The following is a 25,385-nucleotide window of genomic DNA, read 5'->3' on the forward strand; positions in this document are numbered from 1 at the left end:
ACAGATCTTATCAAGGATCTGCGACAGTTAATGAGGCGGCCTATAAGCCAAGCCTATCTGGTCAACAACAGCCTGATCCTGCTCAATCTTGTGCGCGCCAACCGGCGCGCGGGATTGTGGAACCGCTCGCGGGTGGCTTCCACAACAAACAGCAAGGTCATCAAATCAAGCAGGAAGTCGTCGATCGCATGGGCGATTGTTTCCGACTTATCCTTGAACTGACCCAGCAAATCGCGCGCGTCATCGATCGCATCCGCGCCGGCCGTATCCGCATCCGCGCCGGCCGCATCGATCAGACCCTCGATCTTCTTGAAACAATCCAATTTTGCGAAACTCCTTCAAGCGCTTGCCAGGCGGGTTATGCACGAAGACGGCACCCTGAACCACCCAGCCGTTATCCTGGTGGCCCGACGAATGAGGCGTCACGCTAAGTGCGTCTCGTGCGCGATGCAGTTGTTGGATCGTCGTCAGCGTATCCTGCCTGGGTCGGTAGGTCGGATGGTCGCGTGATAGGCCAGCAAAAACCAAGCCATGGACGGGCGCTGCGGAGCGTTGGAAGATCGGGTGCTTGGGCCATGCCTGAGTGGCAGCGCTGGACAAAGCTTGCTGGTGGTAGGCGGTTGCGATGGCGTGCGCCAGCTGCCCGCCGGGCGATCAAGCAGCGCCTTGAAATTTTTCGTTTTGCTACGCCTCGCTCTCGGCTATGAATCGGGCTGGCCTAATGGCCTGCCTACGTTACAATTGTTACAAAGGAATGCGTATAATGGCGACTGGAACGGTGAAGTGGTTCAACAGCACCAAGGGGTTTGGATTTATCCAACCCGACAATGGCGGTCAGGATGTTTTCGTCCATATTTCCGCTGTCGAACGCGCGGGCCTTTCGACTCTCGCTGATGGCCAGAAGATCAACTATGAGGTCGAACAGGACCGCCGCACTGGCAAATCCTCTGCTGGCAGCCTCAGCAAAGCTGGCTGAATTTTCTCCTGCGTCCCAGCCAGAGTGGGCGCAGTATGTCAGCAGATACTCACGGCCGCTCGATAAGAGCGAGCAAGAAAGTGGTTCAACGGCAAGGCCGGGCAGCAGATTGCTGCAAGGCGTCGCGAACTCCAGTAAAAGCAGGCTGTCTGCAAAGGAAAGGCGGGGTTGGTCCCCGCCTTTTTATATCCGGCGCATTTTAAGCCGATGGCTACAGCGCTCGAGAACGAATCTCGATCGTCGAAATCAAGCTGCGACCTTCTTGCGGGTCCGCTTCGCCGGCTCCGGCGCCGGCTCCGGCGTTTCCGTCTCTTTCGGTTTGCGGCCGAGCCCCATCGTCTTGGCCAATGCCGAGCGCGCCGAGGCGTAGTTCGGCGCGACCATGGGATAATCTGCCGGCAGGCCCCATTTGGCGCGATATTCATCCGGCGTCAGCCCATAGTGGGTCGACAGATGGCGCTTCAGCGACTTGAATTTCTTCCCGTCCTCGAGCGAGATGATGTAGTCCGGTGTCACCGACTTCCTGATCGGTACCGCAGGCTTGAGAGGCTCTGGCTCTTGTGTGGAGACACTTCCGGCCGTGCCTTTCAGAGCCGCGTGCACCTGGCCGATCAGGGCAGGGAGATCCCCCACTGGGACCGGATTGTTGGACACGTAGGCTGACACGACATCGGCGGTCAGCTCGATAAGGGTGTCGATGTTTTTTTCGGCTTCTTCTGTCATGAAACTCTCCAGGCGGCGTGAAACATAGTCAGCGAAGCGTCGCTTCATAGTGCCGGTTGCCACTGAAAGCAACAAACGTCTCGACGGCATTATTGCGATGCTCGTCCAGCGGCGAGCTCTTTAGCGCGGTATCGCGCCATCGTGAACGTTGATCCGCCCGTTATTGGCGACCGTGCCGCCGCGGTGCTTCGCACATTTCCAGGCGCGTCTCGACCGTGAACTTTTGCGCTCAAAAATTGCCGGTGTTCTCGAAACGAAGCGGTCTATTTCTGTTTTGCCATCCTCTCTTTGGACTGTGAAATCGATGGCCGCGGCTGTGTCCTGGCGCCGTGTCAAGGAAGATGTATCAAACGTGTTCATTCTCAATGGTCGAAACGGTGCAGGTTCATCATCCGTCAGCCGCTATTGCTCCGGCTCCGGTGCCAGCGCTTCGGGGCTTGCCGAGCACTGCCCCTTTGCTTCCCTGAAATCCACTCGAGAAGAGCGTTCACTTCCGGGCCGGTCGCGGCTCTGCCGCGACCACAGGGGACCGGTCCTGATCTAGCGCAAGGCGCCCACCAACCGCTTGTCCCACAATGGTGCGGTGCACCACGCAGGGAGACTATTTATGAAAATCCTAGTGACTACGGTGGCTGTCGCCTTGCCTGTAGCTGCCGCTCTTGCTGCGCAAGCGATCCCCGAAGACCTCAGGGAAACGGCACGGGCCACCTTCAAGGCTTTGCCATCCACCACACCGGCAGTCGCCAACAACCCGATCACACGGGAGAAGATCGCCCTTGGCAAGGCCATGTTCTTCGATCCACGCGTCTCGGCGTCAGGCGTCTTCTCGTGCAATTCGTGCCACAACCTGGCCACCGGAGGCGACGACAATCGGGAAACCTCGATCGGTCATGGGTGGCAGAAGGGGCCGCGCAACGCGCCGACGGTATTGAACTCTGTCTTCAACATCGCGCAGTTCTGGGATGGGCGCGCCGAAGACCTGAAGGCCCAGGCCAAAGGACCGGTCCAAGCCAGTGGCGAAATGGCCAACACACCGGGTCAACTCATCGCCACGCTCAAGTCGATGCCGCAATATGTCGAGTGGTTCAATGCAGCTTTCCCGGGTGAAGCTGATCGTGTCACCTTCGACAACTTCGCCAAGGCAATCGAAGCCTTCGAGGCGACACTGATCACGCCGGCCCCCTTCGATCACTTCCTCAATGGCGATGACGCCGCCATGACTTCTGAACAGAAACAGGGCCTGGCTCTTTTCATGGACAAAGGCTGCTCGTCCTGCCATGCCGGCATCAACGTTGGTGGGGACGGCTATTACCCATTTGGCCTTGTTGAAAAGCCTGGCGCCGACATCCTGCCGGAAAAAGACAAGGGCCGATTTGCGGTCACCAATACACCCGACGATGCCTATGTTTTCCGGGTGGCGCCGCTGCGCAACGTAGCACTGACCGCACCATACTTTCATTCGGGCAAGGTTTGGGATCTGAAGCAGGCCGTCGCCATCATGGGAACCACCCAGCTCGGTGAAGAATTGACGCAAGAAGAGGTCGACCGGCTCGTTGCCTTCCTTAACTCGCTGACCGGAAAGGTGCCCGAGGTCGCCTATCCCATCTTACCCGCCGAAACGGCGGCGACGCCTCGACCTGTCTCGCAAATCTTGGGAAAATAAAGGGCCGGAGCCAGGGGAGCGCTATCAACAATGATGGCGACTTTTCCCTGGGACATGGTGCGAAATTCAGAAAGGCTCCGGCCTCACTTTCTCCCGGAGCGCGCGTGCTGCAACGACCATGTTCGTGAGGGCAGGGCGGACCTCCTCCCATTTGCGTGTCTTGAGGCCGCAGTCCGGGTTTACCCACAGTTGGGCGTCGGACAATCGCTCCCGGGCAAGCATAAGGAGGGCCGAAATCTCGGCGACTTCCGGGACGCGTGGTGAGTGAATGTCATAGACTCCGGGACCGATTTCGTTCGGATATTTCGAGTTCGTGAAGGCGTCCAGAAGTTCCATTTTCGAGCGCGACGTCTCGATCGAAATTACATCCGCATCCATTTCAGCGATCGCGTCGATGATCTCGTTGAACTCCGAATAGCACATGTGAGTATGGATTTGGGTCGCGTCCTTTACACCCGTTGAAGCGAGCCGGAAGCATTCGACCGCCCAGTCGAGATAGACTTTCCAGTCGGACTTGCGCAGTGGCAAGCCTTCGCGAAACGCGGCCTCGTCGATCTGGATCATCCTTGCGCCGGATCTTTCGAGGTCCCTTACTTCATCGCGGATGGCAAGCGCGATCTGGCGGCAGGCCTCGAAGCGGGGTACATCGTCGCGAACGAAAGACCAGTTGAGAATGGTCACTGGACCTGTCAGCATTCCCTTCACCGGCTTTTCGGTAAGCGACTGGGCGAATTGCCACCAGCGCACCGTCATCGGATTGGGCCGTGACACGTCGCCGAAGATGATGGGCGGGCGAACGTAGCGGGAGCCATAGCTCTGCACCCAGGCATGCTGGGTGAAGGCGAAGCCGGACAGCTGCTCGCCAAAATGCTGTACCATGTCGTTTCGTTCGAACTCCCCGTGCACCAGCACGTCCAGGCCGATCTCCTCCTGCCAGCGAATAGCAGCCTTGGTCTCCTTCTTCAGGAAGGTCTCGTACTCGACATAGCTGAGCCTGCCTTTCGCATGAGCGGAGCGCGTCTTGCGCACCTCCGGCGTCTGCGGAAAGGACCCTATGGTCGTCGTTGGGAACGGCGGCAAGCTTAGCGTGCCGGCCTGGACTCTGGACCGTTCGGAAAATGCGCTCTTTCGATGCTTCATGCCGCCGCTGATGCTGGCGATCCGCCCCTCGACGAGCGGATCGTGGACCTTTATGGACGTTGCGCGCGCGGCGGCCGCCTCGGTCGAAGCATTCAACGCGTCTGCCACCGCATCCCTGCCTTTGGACAAGGCCTGGGCCAGCACAACCAGTTCGTCGGTCTTCTCGGCCGCGAAGGCGAGCCACGACCTGATGTCCGCGTCGAGTGCCGTCTCCATACGCAGGTCGATCGGCACATGCAGCATCGAGCAGGAAGGCGCGATCTCGACGCGGTCCAACGGCCAGCCGGCGACGATCGGCTTGATGCGGTCGAGAATGGCAGGCAGGTTCGCACGCCAGACGTTGCGACCGTCGATCAATCCAAGTGAGAGCACCAGATCCTTCGGTGCGAGACGACCAACCGTTTCCAACTGCTCGGGAGCGCGCACGAGATCGAGATGCAGGCCCGCCACCGGTAGGGAAATTGCGGTCTCGAGATTGTCTCCCAGCGACCCGAAATAGGTCGCCAACATGATCTTCAACTCGGGCACGGCTTTCGACAGTTGGCCGTAGGCGAATTGGAACGCAGCTCGTTCGTTCGGGTTCAGATCGAGCACAAGCGCTGGCTCATCAATCTGCACCCAGTCGGCTCCTGACAGACTTAGCCTCCGCAGGAGTTGCTCGTAGACAGGCAGAAGCCGTGGTAGGAGCGCGATGGGATTGAAACCTTCGGCAGGTGACTTCGCCAGCTTGAGGAAGGTTACCGGTCCAAGGATGACTGGGCGTGTGTAAATGCCGAGGGCTTTAGCCTCGAGGAAATAATCAACCGGTTTCGTGGACGAGAGGGCGAACGTCTGATCATCGTCGAGTTCGGGCACAATGTAGTGATAGTTGGTGTCAAACCATTTGGTCATTTCCATCGCGGTTAGGCTAGGTTCATGAGCCGCATGCTCGTGACCAGCGTGTCCACAATCCTCCGTTCGACCTTGGTTGCCGCGCGCCATGGCGAAGTAGATGTCGAGTGGGACCTCGCCGCTATTCCAGGCGTAACGGGATGGCACGGCGCCGACCATGGCTGCGGTGTCGAGCACATGGTCGTAGAGCGAGAAGTCGTTCGACGGGATTTTCGACACGCCGCGATCGTGCTGCTCTTCCCAGCTGGCGATGCGGAGCGCCTTCGCCGTTGTAAGAAGGTCGGCAGCACAAGATTTTCCGGCCCAGTAACTTTCAAGCGCGAACTTCAGTTCGCGCCGGCGACCGATACGCGGCACGCCGAGCGTTGCTACAGGAACTTGCTGAGAGACAGTCATGCCATACCCCGATGGTTGGGGCGTGGGGACCAGGAAGGCGCTGGTAGGCCGACAGGAACGTCGGGCTGCCGCGACCACCGAGACACCCCGCCCGTGGACATTGTTCGCCGTGGCAGGTCTCCTGGCTCGCGGGTCATAGCCTCTACCCGTCTTCCCGAGGCTGTTCGCCTCAGTGACATGAGTGGGATTGGCTCGCCGCTAACAGTTGCGGGGGCAGCGCCGGCATCGCACCGGCTTCCCTCTTAGCTCCGCTGCGGCAGTGCCGTACGGAGAACCACGACATTCAGACAATCGCAGCAGCACGCGCCTTTGTCAAACACCATATAAATAAATGTTTATGTCGTTATGTGAAATCCGTTCGGCGTTGTTCCCCTTAGGGTCGCGTGCGATGCGAGCAGCAGCGCGTTTCTATGCGAAAATGCCTTATCAGGTTCGGCATCCTGTTGCATTGTCGGCACATTGGCTACATGAGGATATTACCCCACCGCTGTAGGTGACCGATGGCTTGCCAGCCAAACGACAGTCGTGTTGTTCGAAGGGTGAACGGCGTTCCCGGCTCATAAGCTGAAGTTCACAGGTTCAAATCCTGTCCCCGCAACCAATTCTATCATAAATCAATTACCGCCTCGGTCTAACCGGGGCGGTTTTTTGTTCAAATGGCGCGCAATCACTGCGGCGCCAAAGGGCGTATCACTGCGCCGAGAAAGTCGCGCGAAACGTAAAAGCGAGCAAGTTAGCGCGGCTTGGCCCCGTGTAACGCGCAAGCATTGTCTCATTGTGGACGGTAACGGGTTGCTCATATTGGGCTAGGCAGGGCGGGCTAGGGAGTGCATGGGCCGACCGCGAAATCAGCGCCCGGCGACCCGCTCCCAAAGCGGACATGCGCAAGTATCTAGAATAGCGCGCTGACAAAAGCCGACATGGCCTGGCACCTTGGCCAATAGTCAGGCGCTTGCATGGTCCTAAGGTCCTACCCTCAGCAAACATTCTGCGTCTCGTGGAGATCCACATCGACATCTTTTACCTCTCGCCATTAGCGCAGGGCGGCCCACGTCCGCCCTGCCATCTTACCCGCGAGCAGCATCAACCCACACGCTGTTCGTCTGCCTGGATGTGTGTGCTCCGGGCTTGTAGTTAGGGTAGACCGAAAAACTGCATTGACCATCAAGAACGGCCCCTTGTTTCCTGTGAGTATCCGGTCAAAGTTCGAAAGACTTGTGGCTCAGGCGAATAATGACGCGGTAGCCTGACAAAAGGAGGAGAAGTCGTTGCTACTTGCAGAGTGCCTATGCGGATCGACCTTGGGGTCGTCGCGTTGATCGAGGACTCCGAACCTGTAGTCACGGCGGTCTTGTTGGCGCGTGGGCTCTGCGAGATCTACGACCGTATCGCCCAGGAAGGCGAGATCGTTCAACAAGGGGCTTCGATGCCACCGATCGCTCGAAGGGCGCTGGCCCGTCTGTCGCGGCATTGCCTGACCGAAGGAGTCGATGACTTGGGGTCGAGCATCCACCTGGTGATGGGGGCAGCGTCGCGGGCGATGGGGTTTTGGGGCATCCCCAGCTTCGCCGGAGACTTCAAGTACAGCGACGTGGAGTTGGTGGACGACGCCTCGGGCGTTCCGACCGCCGACTGCAGGGAACTGGCGCGGCTGGGCGGAAGCGAGTTCGATGCCATCGAAGACATCCATCATGAGCAGTTGAGGGTCGCGGTCCAGAGCTATCCGGCTGCTCAGCGGGATCGAGCTTACACCACCATCCGGGAATTCGTGGTGCGGCGGCCGGTTTGCAGTCTGGACGCCCTGCACAGGTTTATCACGAACGATCACCTGCACGGCGCGCGCGCGATCGCTGCCCTTTACCGGCCAATTCCTCAGACTGCGATGGCAAATGGCTCCGCCCGGCTGTGCGGACGTTGCGGGTCTCTGCTCTGGCCGACCAGTGATCCCGCGTTCCCCAATGGACGATGCAGAGTGCGTCGGTGCGCCATCCGTGGGGAAACGATCGTGGGCGACGGCATCGCTGATCCTTCGTTGTTTCGACTCGCCACGGGTGCCGTTCTGGCCTTCTGGGTGGGACCCGGGCTCGACGAGGTGGCGTTGCATGACCACCTCGCTGGCCAAGGCCGATCCGTTTCCCTCTACCCCATGTCCGATGCTGCGGACGTCGGGCTCGACGGGCTGGAGGTTGGTCTGGACGTGAAAAGCTACGCGAGCCCGCTCGTCCTCGGCGCTCGATTGTCCAGAGGTGTTGGGCGTCTCAGTATCTTCGGTCGGAAGATCATCGTCGTCCCAGACTACAAGGTGCGGCTGAACCCCCGCTACATCGACGATCTCCGAGCATCGTACGTAGGTGCAGAAGACTTGGAGTTCATGACGGTTGCCTCCGTCATCGAGGAATTCTCGGCATGAGAGCGCAGCCGAAGGACTTTGTGGGAGCCCTGGGGGCGCAATGGTTGTGCGCGGCCATGGACACCATCCTTGGGGCGAAGCATCTTCGCGATGCCCCAGCCTTGATGTCGGGCTTCGGCTCAGTGCTGGACAGCGCAACGCTTAAGGGCTTCGCGGAAGCGGCCACGGCCCTTCGTCTGCTCGGCGTCGTGGCTGCATCGGAGATTCAGCTGCGTCAGCTGGTCTACTCGGCGCTTAGCTGGGAGGAGGACCACCGCCACCTGCCCGATTACAGGGAGCCGCCGTACAGGATCGATGCATCAGATCCTCGGTTCCCGTTCCGCAGGCGAGTCCCGGACGACGACCCAGAACTGGTCGCGATGATGGCTGCGCTCAAGAACCCTTTGGCGTTTAGATCATGGTCGCTCACGGCGGCCGATCCGACACGATCTATGATAGTCGAGGTGGGTCCCTCAGGATCGAGCGAGAGGATCTCCGTTGATCTCGAAAGCTTCCTTCCAGATGCTCCGCCGCGTTTCGATTTCACCAGGGAGCCGCGTGGTGCCATCGAAGTACCGGTATCTGAACTGATCCTCGTGGCCGAGGAACTCGACGAGATGGATCGGCGGCAGCCGGGACGACCGCCCGGCAACTGGGCGGCCCGGATGCGCGAGGCGAATGGCGCTCTGAAGGTGGAGATGCTCTCACCCGATAGGGCCACTGGTCGCCTGGTCGCGAAGGACACCATTCGGCTAGACGGGCTGCGGCACCTGATCGGTCTCCCCGGCACCGGCAAGACCACGTTGATCGTGCTGTTGCTCATGTGGCTGAGCGCACGGGATTACCGCGTCGTCGTACTGCTGCCATCCATTGAGACATCGTTGAACCTGCTTGGCGACCTGCGCAAATACGGCGCTGATGTCGGTCTGCTGATGGGCCAATCGCCGCAGACGCGCATAGATCACGCTCGAAAACTTGCCGATCGCATTGGCGCAACCGAGACCAAAGGGTTCGGCGCAACGGCGGAGGGCGCGGAATTGTTGGCACTGAACTGCGCCTTGGGCGGCTTCGAACAGGATGCTCAACCAGAACGCGAGTTTCCTCACCTGTCGCCCCCGTGCACGTCCGTGCTTCAGCGCTCGGCCAGGGCGGATGGCTCGCTGCGACCAACTGAAACGGCCCATCTCTGTCCACTGTCGGCGCACTGTGGCCGCCTGAGAGCGCCGAGGGAACTTACCGATCACAACATCTGGTTGGGCCATGTACTATCGATGGACACCCGGATCAGCCCGCACTTCAGCGATGATCGGATTCGACATTTCGAAGCGGTGGCCATGAATTCCGATCTGGTCATGGTTGATGAGGCGGACGGAGCGCAAGCCGTCCTCGACCGCAAGGCCGTGGCGTCGCTCGATCTGACCGGCAGCGAGTCCAGTTACGAGCACGCGCTCAATCGAGATCTCTTCGTTCCGTTGTCGACCGGGCGAACCGACGTAGCGGCAGGCAGCATCCAGCAGTACGGTCGAGCAGCGTCCGACTTCCGCAGCTTGAATCACAGCCTGGTCGGGCACCTTCAGAACCTGAGGCTCCGAAGCGGAGTGGAGACGCCGCTATCGCGGTTCGAGGATACCTTCGTCACCGGCAACAACATCCTCACGGCCATCTTCAGCCCAGAGGACATTTCCATCCTGTCGGGCTCCCAACGCGAGAGCGAAGAAAGACGCTTCAACGCCATCCGGGCGTTCTGGGACGGCTGCATCCGCGCGGCCCTGATGCGCCGCACGGACGAGGACCAGGACGTCGACGGATACGGCTTCGATCCCGAGCGCATCGCCATCGACCTAGGCAGGAGCAAGGGCGAGGTGTCGGCGACCGCAACGGCCATAGCGGGGCTGACGCGCGACTGGATCTCGGAGCCGCTGGCTGCGCAGCGTGATCAGTACTTGGAGCAGGTACGCAGCGAATTCTTCAAGCTCGTCGAACCTGGCGCTCATCTGGGGCGTGACGAGGTCGTCGAGCTCTTCCGTTTTCTCGTCGGCGTGACCACCGTCGTCATGCAGTTTCTTGCGCTAATCCCTGCTCAGCAGGCCATGGTGGCCGAGGGCGTTCACAGGGAGCCGCTGTTCCAGCAAGGCATTTCGGAGGACCTCGGGCGGCTGGTTCCGGAGGCGCTGATCGGTCGGCTCTCCGGAGTCCGGTTCCGCTATGAGGACGAAGGCCTCCGGTCCAAGGTTCGCCTGCAATACGTGTCGTTCCGCGGCGCTCCCAGGGTGCTGCTGTATCGTCTTGGCAGGTTGTTGAGGCATCAAGGCCGTGCAAGGGGCCCCAATGTCCTGCTTGCGAGTGCAACTTCGTACTTGGCGGAGAGTCCAACTTTCCATATCCCCGTCGGGCCTGACATCGTCCTGCGTCGCACCGGGCGGGACGCGGGGTCGCGCCAGTCGAAGTACGTGTTCGCGCCGATACCAGACACATCGAACCCAAGCCGGATGCTGCGGTTCAGCGGCTCGTCGACCACCGAGCAAGACAGAGTGCTCAAGAAGATGGTCGAGCACTACTTCCTCGGCGAACACCCGTTGGCGATGCAAATGGTGACCGACTTCGATCCTGGCCGCAAGGTCGGCATGGTGGTGAACAGCTATGAGCAGGTGATGAAGATCAAGGCCCATATCAAGAGGATAAGGCCAGATTTGGCGGGCCGCGTGATCGGCGTGGCGAACAGGCCGCCCGATCAGAACGATGGGGATTGGATCAGTGCCGCACAGGTCGAGCGCCTGAGCGCTAGGGACAATTGGGACGTCCTCCTCTTCCCGATGAAGGCGCTCGCAAGAGGGGTGAACATCGTCTTCGAATCGGGGCCTAGGGTCCGCGATGCCTTGCTCGGGACCCTCGTGTTCCTAATTCGTCCGCATCCGGCATCGGAGAGCCTGGACCTCGTCGCGGGTATTGCCGGTCAACAGTCGTTGGCATTCGACATGCGGCATTTCCGCGACGAGGAAGGATACGAGGACTTGGCGACCGCTTGGCGCCACGCGCGTCGCGAGCTTTCATCAGTCACACGACGCCTGTTGCGGTTCCCACTGCAGGCCAGCCGACTAGGCGAGCTCGCGATACCCTTCACGGCGGACATAATGGTCGACGTGCTTCAGACCATCGGCAGAGCGATGCGCAATGGAGCAGCCGCGCGGGCGATCTTCGTGGACGCTGCATGGGCACCTCGCTCCGCGGCAGGTGCTCAGGACAACTTCCGGAGCAGCATGCTGGTGGCGATGCGGGACATCCTGCGCAATCGTATTCACGACGATGACGCCGTCGATGCCGAAATCTATGGGGCTCTCTACTCGCCCTTCTACGATCCGCTGCGCCGCTGCGCGGGCGTAGCATTCTCGGATGGACCACTAGATGAGTGACCGACTGCCAGACATCCTGTACCGCGGCGTGAAAGGCAGTCGGTCTGGAGGAAGGGAAACCGTCGTCTCTGCGCTGCAGTTCGACGGCGAGGCCGGCGATCCCGTGGAGGCTGAACGCGTCACGTGGACAACGCGCGCTGCGGCATTGATGAGGGAACTCGCTCAGGCGGGTGACGCTTCCGAGAGGGAAGGGGGGCACGCGTTGCCATACGCTTCCCTGCGGGCGTCGATCGCGTCGCAGGTGCCAGAAGCATTGGTCCTGGAGCGCGACCTGGGTGCGCCTTGGTCAGACCAGCCAAGAGCATTGATGGATGTGCCGAGCAGCGGCGATCTCAAGGAGAGACTGGGAAGGGCGCTCACACTGTGGGTAGGGTCGGCATTGCGCCCATGGGCTACAAGAGTCGGTGCGCCCGAGCAGCTCGTGGATGCGATCGACGTCTTGGCCTCGAACGCCTTTTCCTGGCAACGCCGCTCGGTAGTTCTTGGAGGAGCTTTGACGTCCGACAGTTTCGTGGAGGCGCGGGATGCCATCATCCACACCTTCGCGCGTTGCCTCGAAGGCAAAGTGCTCTTCGAGGGCATGGGGCCGGTTCGGCGGATTGTTCGGGGTCGCAGTTCGTCCAATCAGATCGACTTCATCACCTGGCCGAGGCGGCACGGCGAAGCACTCTATTCGATGGTGGCCACGATCACGGTCGAGACCGTTCCGTTCTCCGAAAAGCCGATCGCCACAGTGCGCGCGTCCCGTCGGCGCTGGATGCAGGAGGTTCCAACCGGTCGAGTCCTCATCGGTCAGAGCAACGTGAGCCTTACGCTCATGGCCCAGAACGGTGCGAAAGTGTGCTTGGAAGTACCAGCGCCGGTGCGATCGCAGCAGGTTCAAGACCCGATCACGCCTGAATTCCTCGGGCACCTGCTCGGCACGGGCGCCGACATCGGCAGCAGCATGGCCGAGCAGGTGGAGAGGGGTGCCAGTTCTTCCCACTTCTTCGGCATCCCGTACTCGCCGCGTTTCGGTTCCCATCCCATCGGCGCGGGCGTTTCAACGAGAGATCAGACCGATCTCTTCGATGTCGTGCAGCAGATTATGGGCGGCCTCGGATTCGTCGCGATACCGTTTGAGGAGACAACCACGACCAAGCAGGTGCCGAAGCGGGCCGAGGAACTCCACAAGGCATTGGAGACCGAGGCGCTGCTGTCCGACATCGCCATTGCAGTAGGGCGAAACGATCTTGCGGACGATGCATCCATCCGAGCCGCGTGGGACTCCCTGGATCTTGGCGAGTATGGTCCGATCATAAGCGCCACGGCCGCGTCCAAGGCCCGCGAGAAGCTGCTAGAGGTCAGAACCGCCAACGCCCAACGGGTGTCCAGAGCTTTCGGTGAGAAGAAGCCATCGGTGGTGGCGATTGCTCGTAGCGAGAACGAGCGCCGCCTGCTCGAATCTGTCCTGCGAACCCTATTCGGGACAAGTATCGAGGTGAGCACTCGTCCGCTGCCCAGCGATGTGCACGGATCACGCGCGACCCTTCCGCTGTCCGAAGCGAAGAATGGTCAACGCTTCGAGGCTCGTGTCGCCGCATGGCGACCTCTTGCCGAGCTGCTTAACCAGATCGACGGTGGCTGTCACGCGCTGGTGCAGGCGACCGACTGGTATGATGGACGACCAGACGATCCAGTCAACAAGCCGGCCGGTCGGTACGCACTCGCCGCGGAGGCCAACGCGAACGTGCAATATCTGCGACCTAGGGCGTCGGGTCATAGAGGATTCGCGAACTACCTCCACCGGATACAAGCGGCGACGTACGATCTGATATTCGGTCATGCAGGACTGGTCTCCGATGTCGCGAACGTGGTCGCCGATGCGTTCCGGGACAGCACGGAGGAGCCAACATCGTTGATCGGGATATCCGTCCTCACTCAGGCGCGCACCCGACTGGCAGGCAAGGGCGGCAAGCTCTGCATCGCGACCCGGGTCGATTGCGAGAACGGTCGGACCACGGCACGGGTGGGCTGGTACGACGGCGAGATGAAGTGGTCCGCGAGATGGGAGCCGCTGTTCAAAGCCTTGAAGCGGATCGCAAGCCCTTCGATCAAGGCGTCATTGGGGAGCGGCCTTGCGACCGAACGCGCCAGTTTCCAGGCGTTCGTGCGCGAGATCTTGGACGATTGCGTTGAAGTCGGCGACCGCCCCCTCGTCATGATCGACAGCACTGGGGCAGCCTCCCTGTGGCCCTGGCTTAAGGACGGTCAAATCTCCGGCGAGATCACTCTTGGTTCGGAACGCCTGGACGCCTCTCGTCGATGGCCCGGCGCCAGATTGGTTCGCGTGCGCTTGGGCAATGCGGCTCGGATCGCCGAGCGCAAGACCACTGACTATGTCGCGGTTGCCACCGACACGGGAGCCGAGACCGGTGAGATCCTCCGCCGGTACTGCCCCACCATAGTCGCGAGGACGGTCAAGCTCTCGTCGTCGCGCACTGGCGCTCATTACTGGGCGACAGCGGGATATTTCCAGATGTCGCTGCCAAGAGGACTGAGCGTCTATCGGCGTCTGGTCTCACTGGTTCACGTGGCCAAGGCGTTCAAGGACGCTCCTCAACCCATGGAGAAGCTCTTTGCGCCGATCGAGATACCGATCTTTGACGTGAGCTACCGGCTCCCGAACCCGATCGAGATCACCGTCGCCAGCACACGGGAGGGGGACGATCCCGATCGCATTGCCCACCTCGTCGCCAGCCTCAGGTACGGCTATGGGCATACCGCGTCCGCCACGTCCTTGCCCGCCCCACTATCGTTCGAGTCCAAGGCGCGCGATTACATGACGCGCTTCGCTCTTGATCTGTCCCCGGAGGAGGACGACGAGGCCGCCGAAGTCGGGCAAGGACCAACGGTCGACGACGGCACGTATGCCGACGAGGGCGCGCCGGATGATGCCGGTGCTGGCGGTGGGGCATCCGACAAGCAGGCCTGGGACGGCATACTTGCCAGCAAACCGGGGGTGACGGTCCTCAATGCTCCGCTATGGCCTAGGGACGCCGGCGCGCCCATCTTCAAGCCCAGCGATCGGTCTGAGACCGCTGTGCACATGTTCCATCAAGCGCCGAAGGTGAATAGGGAGCGGCCAAACGACGACGGCGATGAAGAAGCGCCTACTTGGTCGGAACTTGCGGGAGTCATCCGTCTCCCGGACTTCGTGACCGAGGAATGGCTCTCCGAGTTTGTGCAGATTCCGAATGCACAGCTCAGGGCCATTCATCAGTCTCGATCGGAACTGGCGACATTGACCGGCTTCGATGGCTGGCCGGACCTCCGGCCCGACCAGAACGACTTCGTGCCGATCCTGTTGAATGGACTGAGGTATCCACGGTTCGCCGCCGCGATCTGTCAGATCGCCAAACGAAGCATGGCTTCGAACAAGGCTAAGCAGTGGAGCCCCTTCAACCCTCTCTGGCGCCAAGCGATCACGGCGGCGAAATCCACGGTCCGGTCCGATGCGTCCCTCTCCAGACCCGACACCTTCTGGAATTTCCTCGATATCCTGTTGAAGGGCGACGCGGTCCGACTCGCCAAGGCTCAAGTCGTGCTTGGCGCCTATGAGCACCCGTTCGACGCAGCGATCATCGGCACGATCAAGAACGATGGGCGGCTCGGGGACGTTCGCGAGTTCGCGACCGACGCCGCCGAGCACCTTTTTCGTTCCGACTACGAATGGTCCGGCGACATTCGCCGCTTCCCACCCAAGCCGACTGGCGAGGGTGAGGTGCAACCTGCTCAAGTCGAGTTCGCCGACCCCGAAGGGCCATCCATCAACACGGCCCGTCAAACCCAAACGGAGCATGTCCCCATGATTGGTACCAATGCAGTTGGCCATTCAGCACCTGCCTTGGACATGGGAACGGAAATTGATATGGCGTCCGACGCACCCGATGGGACGACGTCGATCGACGATGAAGCCGCTTGGCGCAGCGCCATGGGCAGCATCCTACGATTTGCCGACCCCGACGCGGGGCCCGACGAAGGCGTCCTAGCCAAGATCGAGGAGCAGCTCGAAGCCGCGCGGCAGGCGCTTGTTCGATACGATGCGTCCAAAAAGAAAGGCTGTGTCCGCTCAAGCCTTGTTGGAACGCTCCCAAGCGATACTCGAACACGCCAAGGCAGTTCTAGTCGATGCCGGGGTCGAGAACGAGGATTTCGGTAGCGTTCCGACCGGGTCCTTCAGCGCGACGATCGATCTTGAAGCAGCGGCCTCGATCGAAGAGACGCTTGCGTCGGCGGAGGAAATTGGGAGCGCTGCGCGGGAGAAGATCGACAAGGCGCAACGCATCCTCCGGCAAATGCTGATGACTCGACTGGACGAAGCCTCCGCTCTGAGGATACAAGCGATCGAAGCGGGTCGTAGCGTGATCGCCTCCGTGATCGAGGTGCTGCAGCGATTGGCGCCGGTCCCGCGGCCCTCCGGGGACAGGCAGTTCGAGGCTTCGGTTGATTCAGCCGAACCGCCCGCGTCGGACGAGCCGCCTTCTCTCGCAGCGGACGCGCCGGAAGCCGACGAGACCTTCTCGACACCGCTGGACGATGTCGGCGAAATCTCTTCGAAGCGCGATTGGGATTCCTCCAATGAGCTGGATGAATTCACGCCCGTCGAGGATGCCGATCTCGTCCTCGATCGGTTCGCAACCGAGCCGGACGAGGGCGAAGATGCATTGGCATCCGGTCCGGATCCGATGGTGGCGAAGCTCGAAGAACGATTCGAGGAATTCGTCGTCACACAGAGGTTCGGGCTTGCATTCCACTTGTCCGAGGCGGCGCGTCGAGCTGGCCTGCACCAGGATTTCGCCGTTTCCCTGCCGGAATTGAAGCTTGCTGCCTTCGCGGGCCGCTTCAACCACTCTGCCCACCAGGGCAGCTCCGTGGTCCACGATCTGATGACCGAGGCCGCGCTGGTGTTCGAGAGCCTCGATGACGAGCAATCAACGACCACGGCGAGGCGGATCATGGGACTGGCTTCACTCGCACCATTCGCGATCTTCCATGGGGAGTCCGACGCCAAGGCCGCCCTTGAATCCCTGCGTCAGGTGGGGCCGGGCCTTGGGAAAGCAGTCCATGGGCTGAGGGAGGCCTTGGCAGCTCCGCTCAGATCCGGGATCTCGCTCAGTCCTTCCCTGCTTCGGCTGGCGCGCGAGGATGCACAGGACGACGAGTACACGCGCATCCTTGCTGACAAGATCAAGCATGCCTTAGAGGAATTCGGGGCCAAGCGCTACAAGTTCCAGTTGGGGAACAAGCTTCGTGGTGCCCTTACCAACCGTGATGGCGCCTTAGGCAACCTTGGGGCGCGGGTCGAACGAGGCGGGCAGTCGGCATTGGACGCCGCCCGAAAGTTCGCTGCCCAGTACAACGACCGTAGCTCTGTCATCCACCTCCTCGAGGAGACGGAGAAGCGGGTCGCAACATACAAGCTCACAGGCATCGATGGCATCGCCAGAGAGAAGCTCGTCGGCCTCATCCAGTCGCTGGCGCAACTCTGCGCGGAATACGTCGATTCCGCCGACGCTGCGCCAGTGATGAAAGGCATGAGGGCCAATATTCAGAAGGCGAGGTCCGGCATCACCGACGCGGTCGATACCCTGGATGGCGCGCTCGCGCAGTTTCCAGCGGCCACCGCTCTGGAGGCATCCGCCGTCAAGTTCGCACGAGAAGCCTTCGACAGCTTCAAAAAAACGCTGAACGGCGGGGAATCCACCCCTAGTCCAGTCGATCATCTGGTTGCTCTGCATGGGCAGCTCCTATGGGTATCGGCGCTCAACTTCGGCCGCGGTTGGTATCCGGCGCCGTACGCGCCAGAAACTGTCACGAGCGCGCTCGTCGGATTGGGCTCGGACCAAATCCATGGCGCCGCCGATGGGGCTGCCTTCGATACCGCGATCCGGAAGCGACTGGCTGTCGGGTCGCACATCGCAGCGTCGATGATGATCGAAATGGCGGTATCGTTCGGGGTTGCCGACTTCGATCCCGAAGGCCTGTCCGAACTTCGCCTTGCAGATGAGGAGACGAAGAGGGATTCGCTCGAGGCGGATCTTCGTGACGCAAGGTTGATGGTCGACCGCGTCCAACGAATGGGAGGTGTCGGTTCCATCGACGAAGCGCAGTCGCTTCTCTCCCTGCTGGATCGGATCGAACCCAGGACATTGCCCGAGATCGTGCCCTTGGAGGCACGAACGGAAGCAACGGAGGACGACGAGCAGATACTCGACTTCAGGGCGGCGTACGGGTTAGTCGCGGACGTCAAGAGCAAGGTCGACGTCCTTCTCACCCGTCCCCGCGAACAGCTGCTGGCTCGGCTGGGGGTGTTGGAGTCCAGGAGGACGGCCGCTGCTGGTGATCTGGAGACGGTGCGTGGATTGGTGCAACGTGACGATCTCTTGACGGCGACCGAATACGTAGAGTTCCTCGAGAACGGTCGCGGGCTGCCTGAGACCACCTCGCCCAACCCTCGATACAGAGCGTACTTCCCGAAGGTGCCCGATGCGTTGGCGGAGATGTCTCGCACCGAGCAGGATCGCATACTTTCAGTGATCGAAGGGGGCGGCGAGTTCGCCGGTCTGAACTTCGGACGGATCGCTGCGGATCGTCGCGCTGATGTGGTGAACCTGCTGGAGGAGTGGAACGAGCTCAAGCGAGCGGTCGCCTCGTTGCGACAAGAAGCAGACGTCGCAGGCCGCCTCGTGCGGTTGCTCGAAGGCTTCGGACTGAATGTCGTGCTGCGGTCACCGAATCCGCGCGGCAATCGCAAGTTCTACACCGTGGACATGCATGTGGACCTGTTGCCGGACAGCGCCTCGGTACTTCTTCCAGACTTCGGCAGTCTTACGGGGGGAGAGTATCGCTTCTGCATCGGCCCCAAGATGCCCACCGATGGCGAGGTTGCCGGCATCGAGGCCGATGCAGGAGCCCTCCGGCTAGTCTTCGTCGTGACCGATATGGTTCCGTCCGAGCGTCGGCGGCAGCAGCATCTGTCCAGTCTGGAGAAATCAAGGCGGCTGCTCGCGATCGACGAGTCCATCGTCTATTTCACGCTTTCCGAGCCCGAATCGCGCGGACTGACCTTGTTCGAATTGGCTCAGCCTTTCTCCTTCGCGGATCCTTACCGCGACTATGGCAACCAGGCCGTGCCGAGAGAGATGTTCTTCGGGCGCGCCGAGGAGCGCAGAAAGCTTCTTGAGCCGCATGGCAGTTGCATCGTCTACGGCGGGCGACGCCTGGGCAAGACCGCGCTGCTACGTCATCTGCAATCCGAGGAGGATGACCCCGGAGCCGGCACAGCGGTGGCGTACGTGAACATCAACGACATCGGGACCAATGCTGGCGAAGAGCAGATATGGGAATCGATGTCCCGCGAACTGAAGCCGATCTTCTCGAAACCGGTCGAGCAGAGCGATCGGTTCAGCGAGACGATCCGGCGCTGGCTGGCGGGGGACAGCAAGCGGCGGGTGCTGGTGCTCCTGGACGAGTCCGATAGGTTCATCCAGGCCGATGCAACCAAGGATTTTGTCCAGTTTATTCGTCTGCAAAGGCTAATGGACGATACGAACCGACGGTTCAAGTTCGTGCTCGCGGGTCTGCACAACGTGACGCGGCTCGTGCACACCGAGAACCCGCCCCTCAAGCATATCGCATCCGATCCCCAGCGTATCGGGCCGCTCATGGACGACGAGCTTGGGGATGCCGAGGCATTGGTCAAGCGTCCATTGGCGGGCATGGGTTATGAGTTCGAGAACCGTGAGGACGTCTGGCGCATCCTCAGCTACTGCAACTACTACCCGGTCCTGGTGCAGAAATTCTGCGAGGGCCTGGTTCGGGAACTGGTCAAGGAAACGTTGAAGAAGCGACGGCCCATAACCGGGATCACGTCGGACCACGTTCGCCTGGCGCTGGAGAACGAGACGATAGCGAAGGAGATCGGCGAGACCTTCGATTTCACGATCAGCAAGATCGAGGACCGGTACTCCCTCATCGCGAACATCGTCGCCGAGCGAGCCCTGCGCGATGCCGCGGACGGCCGAGTGGGTGAAGGCATGACCGCAGTGGAGGTCCGCGACGCCGCCGCGTCTTGGTGGCCAGCGGCCTTCGGGGAGGCCAATCGCCTCTCGGTGGCAGAGGATCTGCTCGACGAGATGGAGGGATTGGGAGTGCTGCGTCGCGTGCAGCCCGATCGCTGGGCGCTTCGTTCGCCGACGATCCTCCGGCTCCTTGGCAACGACGACAAGATCGCGGCCAAGCTCGGCGAGTTCATGGATCGCAATGCCCCACCGGTCTTCGACCCGCGGTCGATGCGCCGAAAGCTCAAAGCAAATGCGGCCATGCGCATACAGGAGGGCGGGATGAGTCCGCTCACCTTGGGTCAGGAGCACGACATGCTGCGGGACAGGGTCCCTGCCACACTGATCTTCGGCAATGCGCTCTCCGACATCGGGATGGTTACAGGCGCCCTCTCCTCCGCCTCGAGCTCCCGGGAGGACAAGCGCGGTACCGGGCACGTCACGGCCCGGTCGTTCCAGTCGATGGATGCCATGCTCAAGGACCTCAAGGGGCCGTTGCCCGGAGAGCCCGCCGCGCTTCTCGTCGTTCATGACGCCAGTCCATGGAACGCCGCGTGGGTCGAGGGGGCACTCCGCGCCAGATCGGTCCGCGAGGGGAAGGTTCGATTGATCTTCGTGGGGCAACCGGAACACGCCCTGGATTGGGTCCGCGACCCGAGCAGCAAAGCACTGTCCAAAGAGGTGAAGATCGTGCCGTTGCAGACCTGGTCCACAACTCTAGCGGACCATTTCCTGCATCAGGAGCATCTCGATCCGATGCACTTCAGGGCTTCGTTGCAGGCCGCAACCGGCGGTTTCAACCGGCTGATGCAGCAATTGTTCACCACGGGAGGAACTGTGAACGCCAAATCCCTGGCGACGAGGCTCGAGAATACGGCAGTTCGACGTCGCCGCGATCCAGCGTTGCCGGGCGAACTGGGCCTCGCAGGGGCGATGTACGACATATTCAAGGCCGTAGCGGTATACACGGAGGGCGATATCACCGCCTATGAGATAGGTGAAGGACCGGTTGCGGAGCTTGGTGCCAACCTCGCGGGGCAGCAGGTCGTCGATTTCGGAGTGATGATGGGTCTGCTCGAGGCACAGGGAGCAGGGTCGGCTCGCGACGAGGACAGCCGACCGTACCGTTTGAACGCGCTCGCCAGATCGTTGCTCGGGGCCGGAGGTTCGTAGTGACCATCGACTGGGGCAGCGTGGACTGGTGGGATCTACCAGGACCATCAGCGTTTCTAGGACGTGCCGTCGACCGGCTGGCTTCCGACGACGGCGGCTTGATCGGGCTCTCCTTCCCAATACGACGGCCAACCGGCCTGATCCTAGCCCTCGTATCTGCTTTGGAGCAGGGGCGAGGGCTTCGTGCAATCCTGGTAGACGCCCGGAACGCCAGCGGCGCCCGATCGCCTGCTCACGCCTTGGCCGCAGCTGCTGGGGCGCCACCCGGAAGCATCCGATCCACCAATGACTTCATCGAGTCGGCCGCCCTTGCGAACGCCGTGTTCCTCATCGACGAGCTGGGTGTTGAGCAGTGGAACCAATGGAGCCTCTTCTTCCGCACCTTCCGCAATGAGCGAACCCGGTCCGGAAGGATCTCGGCCCCCAGCCTGGGGGTGCTTACACCGCTGACTCTCCCTCTCGATGAGGTCGAAGCGGTTTTTGGTTCATCCGAGGTGAAATGGCGAGACGTGGTCTCCCGAGCGGATATGCACCTCTTCGTCGAGTCGCGGCTCGGACGGTCCGGTCGTCTCGCGGAGCGGGCAGCCGTAGCGACTGTCGCGGAAGTCGCATGCTGGGACCCTGGGATTGCGCTTCAACTCACTGAACGCCCTATAGGGGACCAGATCGACCCGCGTCAGCTCCTCAGCGCACTGGAACTCAAGCTTGGAACGCCCTCTTGGTCGAACGGGCTCGTCGACCTGATGGACGGAGCTCCGCACATGCACACTCTGGCGCTCCTGGGCTCCAGGGAGCTCTTGGCACGACGGGTATGGCGGGCACACGTCGCGACCATCTTCCCCGCGATTGAACAGATCCGCCAAGCGTTCGTGGAAAGGTACTTCGGCAAGCTCACCTCGATCCTGCCTGTCACCAAGACCTTCCAGAACAACACGCAGCGAACGTACCACCATCCCCTCGAGCTTGAGATCAATGACGTCTTCTATCATCTGAAGGATGAGATCCCGCCGCTCGAAGCGAACCTTCTCCGAGACCTCAAGACGCTGAGGACATCGATGGCCCATATGGAGCCCGGCGACGCTTCGCTCATCGTCAGGGCATCCAGGAGCTGGCAGATGATGCTTGGGGATACCGAGGGCTTCGCCGGCGGCGTCGGTTGGGATTGGCCGCGCTGCGGTCAACGCCTCGTCCTGCTGGTCGGTCCGTCCGGGGCGGGCAAGAGCTCCTATGCCGCGGCCAATTACTCGACCGAGCTGGTGATATCCGCCGATGCGATCCGCGAAGAGCTCTATGGCAGCCACAATATGACCGGAGGTCAGGAGGCCGTGTTCAACACGGTGCGGCAACGTGCAAGACTTGCACTCGCCGCAGGGAACAGCGTGGTGATCGACGCCACCAACCTCAGACGCAACGACCGTCTACTCAACGCCACCTTGGTCCCGGCCGACATCGCGGTCGACTACGTGCTCATCGATCGTCCGATGGCGGAGAAGCTGCGCGATGGCGGTTGGCGTCTGGAAAAGAAAGGCCTCATCGAGGGCCACACCAACCTCCTGCTCGGGGAACTTGGTGACATCCTGGCGGGCGATGGCCTGCCGAATGTGACCGTTCTCGATCGACGAACCTAGATCCGTCCAGACGCGGATGCCAGCAGTGGCGAAGAGCGACTGCCAATGGGTTGGATCGATAGCCTGCGTATTCCGGTGATGCCGGACGGCTATTCCAATCTGAAGCCGGACAGTGATGGAGTGCACCCCCAGACTGAGACAAGGAAAATCGCGGACAGTTTCCCCGCAAGGAGAGGAAACTGGGGTATGGCCGGACGGCAAAGAGTTATTGATGATGACCAAAAGCTGGAGCTTCTCCGGCGCATGGAGGCGGGCGAAACCGTCAGCAAGTTGGCAGATGAGGTTGGTATCAGTCGCCAACGACTTTACGAGTGGCGCGATCATCTCAGGCTTCATGGTAATCTGAGGTCACGTCGGCGCGGCGGCCGGCCAGGACAGCAGGAGAGTGCAGTCGATGTGCCGTCACCTCAGGAAAAGGCACTGAGCAGGGTCAGGCGCCGGATCAGGGAACTGGAGCAGAAGGTCGGGCAGCAGCAGCTCGATCTCGATTTTTTTCGCGAAGCCTTGCGGCACTTCGAGGAAGATCAGCGTCGGAGCAGCGCTCTTGGCGAAACGGCATCTTCAAAGTCATCGAAAAGATGATGACCGGCCTGTCGCAAGGCGAATTCAACATCGACAGAATGTGCTGGCTCGCTGGTGTCAGCCGCGCGAGCTATTATCGTCACTGGCTGGATTCGGCCCCGCGTCGGGCCGAGACGGGTTTGCGCGATCTCATTCAGAAGCTGGCTCTCGGCAACACACACTACGGCTACCGCCGGATTGGAGCCCTGCTTCGGCGGGAGGGGTGGCGAGTCAATCACAAATGCGTTCTACGGATCATGCGTGAAGACAATCTGCTGTGCTTGCGCGCTAGACCCTTTGCGCCTGTGACGACCAACTCCAGGCATGGTTGGCAAGTCGTGCCGAACCTCGCGAGGGGAATGATCCTCAATGGCGTAAACCAGCTATGGGTTGCCGATATCACCTTCCTGCATCTGGCCGAGGAGTTTGCCTTCCTTGCCGTTGTCCTTGACGCGTTTAGCCGCAAGGTTGTCGGATGGGCGCTGGATACGCATCTTAGAGCAAGCCTTGCCATCGGGGCTCTCGAGATAGCGATCGCTGATCGCCAGCCCGTACCCGGGAGCCTCATCCATCATTCCGACCGGGGGGTTCAATACGCGTGCGGGGCCTACTCCGAACTTCTGCATCGCCGCGGCATCCAGGCGAGCATGAGCCGTGTCGGCAATCCTTACGACAATGCGAAGGCGGAGAGCTTCATGAAAACCCTGAAACAGGAAGAGGTGCAAGGTCTCGCCTATAAGGATGCAGATGATGCCCGCAAGCACATCGGTGCTTTCATAGAGACCGTTTACAATACGCAGCGCCTGCATTCGGCGCTCGACTACCTCAGCCCGGAGGAATACGAACAGAAGCATTCACGCGGGCGACAGATGGAAAAGGCTGCATAGCTTAACACGGGAGCTGTCCGCGATTTTCCTTGTCTCAGTCTGGGGGTGCACTCCAATGCCGTCCGGATTTTGATCGGAATCCCGTCCGGTCGTTCCCTGGAATCCGCAATAGCCAGGGTGGGTTGCTTGCCAGCTTGCTGAGTAGCTCGAGGGCCAGCGAAGCCCAGAGCTAGTATTTGCCGAGGTCGTCCGCCGCCTTCCTGGTCAAGACTTGCAGCTCGATTGACGCACTTTTCGACGGCCATGTCGCTCAGACTAGGGTCGATCAACGGCAGACCCAGTGGAGTATTCCAGGCTATGATCTGACGGGCAGGCGTACCCTGGAACCATTGCGCTATTCGCAGGTCAGATGGGAACTCTCGCGAAACTTGAGGTGCTTCCGCGTACAGGAACACCGGCACAGGACGTGTGGGATCTAAAGTTGCTTTTTGGTAGCTCGGTCCTTCGGGCCTCGTGGCGGAGGGCCGAGTTGGGAGCCTCCGAGAAACAAGTGATCCGAGCGTGATCCTGACCGAGGTCCCGGGCCGCCCTGACTATGAGAGAGGAGCGCTGGTGATACCGGCATCGTAAAACTCCGCACGCTTTTGGGCCGCCATCACATAATCCTTGTTGAGCAAAACAATATGCTGGGCGCGTGGCTTCTCATTCTCCGGATCACGAAGCAAGCCGAGTCTTTTCAAGACGTAGAACAACATCGCCGTACGAACGGACAGGACGGCTTTGAAATCCTGCATGCCGTAATCTTTCGCGACGACAGTCTTCTGGCTTTCGGTCAGCTGCGGATGCGGAGTAATCTCCACCGCGACGTGCTCTTGCCAGAGCACGTCGTCCTGGCCCCTGGCTCCGCCGGGTCCGGGGGAACGCACGTCAAGAATGCGCGGCAGCAGAAAGTCTTTGAACTTTCCGTCGATATGGCAATAGGCGCGGGCGTGCCAACGAAGTCCGTCAGAGCCGAAGGCATGGGGTGACATCCGCCGCCATACCGGATCGGTTCGGGTGTCGCTCATGGATTGGTAAAGCACTTCTATCGATTTCCCCTCGCGCATGGCGTCGAGAACAGCGCGCAACCCAATGGGGTCGACCTCCCGATGCGGACTGAGGGCAATGTCAGTATCGGGACGGTAGCCGATCCATGATTCCGCTGGCTTCGCCAATCCCTCCGCAAGGGAGCGCAGGCGCGACAGATAACCATCCGAATCGGGCTGCAAAAACCTTGGCTTGAAATTGTGCGCCGCGACATAGCGCTTTGCGCTCTTGTCGTACTCCACATTTCCCGGCGCCCGTTCTTGATAGAGCGTCAAGTCCTTGGACGCCTGCGGAACTGACACGCCGAACCTTTCGATGATGTCCTTGCGGCGAACCCCCCCCTCCCAGAACAGGCGGAATTCTATGAATTCCAGCCTCTGTTCGACGCCCCACCGGATGCCGGTCACTTCATTATTCATT

Annotated in this window: 12 protein-coding genes and 1 riboswitch; of the genes, 8 read left to right on the top strand and 4 right to left on the bottom strand. The window is 60.9% G+C overall.

All coding sequences use genetic code 11. From position 1 onward, the window contains the following. Window positions 1–53: 53 nt before the first annotated feature. The gene (locus ABID19_RS32145; RefSeq protein WP_006199620.1) at window positions 54–323 is read right to left on the bottom strand and encodes a hypothetical protein; all 270 of its coding nucleotides are present in this window, start codon (window positions 321–323) and stop codon (window positions 54–56) included. 440 nt (window positions 324–763) lie between these two features. Between ABID19_RS32145 and ABID19_RS32150 the strand changes: the two genes are divergently transcribed. Beyond that, entirely contained in the window at window positions 764–976 is a 213-nt protein-coding gene (locus ABID19_RS32150) for a cold-shock protein (RefSeq protein WP_263791708.1), read from the top strand. A 246-nt stretch (window positions 977–1,222) separates the two neighbouring features. Here ABID19_RS32150 and ABID19_RS32155 read toward each other — a convergent pair whose 3' ends face one another. Beyond that, window positions 1,223–1,699: a Ros/MucR family transcriptional regulator gene (locus ABID19_RS32155; protein ID WP_263807001.1), complete on the bottom strand. Its 477-nt coding sequence runs from the start codon at window positions 1,697–1,699 to the stop codon at window positions 1,223–1,225. Between the two features lie 607 nt (window positions 1,700–2,306). On the opposite strand from ABID19_RS32155, the gene ABID19_RS32160 reads away from it, so the two are divergent. Continuing rightward, window positions 2,307–3,362 carry a cytochrome-c peroxidase gene (locus tag ABID19_RS32160; protein WP_263807037.1) on the top strand — a complete coding sequence of 352 codons (1,056 nt, stop codon included), beginning with the start codon at window positions 2,307–2,309 and terminating at the stop codon, window positions 3,360–3,362. A gap of 66 nt (window positions 3,363–3,428) precedes the next feature. Here the strand turns inward: ABID19_RS32160 and metE are convergent, their stop codons facing one another. Next, entirely contained in the window at window positions 3,429–5,789 is a 2,361-nt protein-coding gene (metE, locus tag ABID19_RS32165) for a 5-methyltetrahydropteroyltriglutamate--homocysteine S-methyltransferase (RefSeq protein ID WP_263807002.1), read from the bottom strand. A gap of 94 nt (window positions 5,790–5,883) precedes the next feature. Then, a riboswitch (cobalamin riboswitch) is annotated at window positions 5,884–6,083 on the bottom strand. A 994-nt stretch (window positions 6,084–7,077) separates the two neighbouring features. Here metE and ABID19_RS32170 point away from each other — a divergent pair. The 6 genes from ABID19_RS32170 to ABID19_RS32195 all read left to right on the top strand — a co-directional run bounded on the left by ABID19_RS32170 (window position 7,078) and on the right by ABID19_RS32195 (window position 23,939). Next, window positions 7,078–8,199, top strand: coding sequence for a restriction endonuclease-related protein (locus ABID19_RS32170; protein ID WP_263807003.1), 1,122 nt, complete (start codon window positions 7,078–7,080; stop codon window positions 8,197–8,199). Beyond that, entirely contained in the window at window positions 8,196–11,588 is a 3,393-nt protein-coding gene (locus tag ABID19_RS32175; protein ID WP_263807004.1) for a hypothetical protein, read from the top strand. The genes ABID19_RS32170 and ABID19_RS32175 overlap by 4 nt, the downstream gene beginning before the upstream one ends. A gap of 4,070 nt (window positions 11,589–15,658) precedes the next feature. Beyond that, window positions 15,659–20,863, top strand: a complete 5,205-nt coding sequence (locus tag ABID19_RS32180) for an ATP-binding protein (RefSeq protein WP_354494684.1) — start codon at window positions 15,659–15,661, stop codon at window positions 20,861–20,863. Then, complete coding sequence (locus ABID19_RS32185; protein WP_263807006.1) at window positions 20,863–22,491, top strand: AAA family ATPase; 1,629 nt, start codon at window positions 20,863–20,865, stop codon at window positions 22,489–22,491. The genes ABID19_RS32180 and ABID19_RS32185 overlap by 1 nt, the downstream gene beginning before the upstream one ends. Window positions 22,492–22,536: 45 nt before the next feature. Further along, window positions 22,537–23,073, top strand: a complete 537-nt coding sequence (locus ABID19_RS32190) for a helix-turn-helix domain-containing protein (RefSeq protein ID WP_263807007.1) — start codon at window positions 22,537–22,539, stop codon at window positions 23,071–23,073. Then, window positions 23,073–23,939 (top strand): IS3 family transposase, encoded by an 867-nt coding sequence (locus tag ABID19_RS32195; RefSeq protein WP_263807008.1) that lies wholly within the window; start codon window positions 23,073–23,075, stop codon window positions 23,937–23,939. Before ABID19_RS32190 ends, ABID19_RS32195 begins: the two co-directional genes overlap by 1 nt. A 533-nt stretch (window positions 23,940–24,472) precedes the next feature. On the opposite strand, the gene ABID19_RS32200 is transcribed toward ABID19_RS32195, so the two are convergent. Beyond that, window positions 24,473–25,384, bottom strand: a complete 912-nt coding sequence (locus ABID19_RS32200; RefSeq protein WP_263807009.1) for a WYL domain-containing protein — start codon at window positions 25,382–25,384, stop codon at window positions 24,473–24,475. Between the last annotated feature and the right edge of the window lies 1 nt (window position 25,385).

Source organism: Mesorhizobium robiniae, assembly GCF_040545535.1.
Taxonomy (GTDB): Bacteria; Pseudomonadota; Alphaproteobacteria; order Rhizobiales; family Rhizobiaceae; genus Mesorhizobium; species Mesorhizobium robiniae.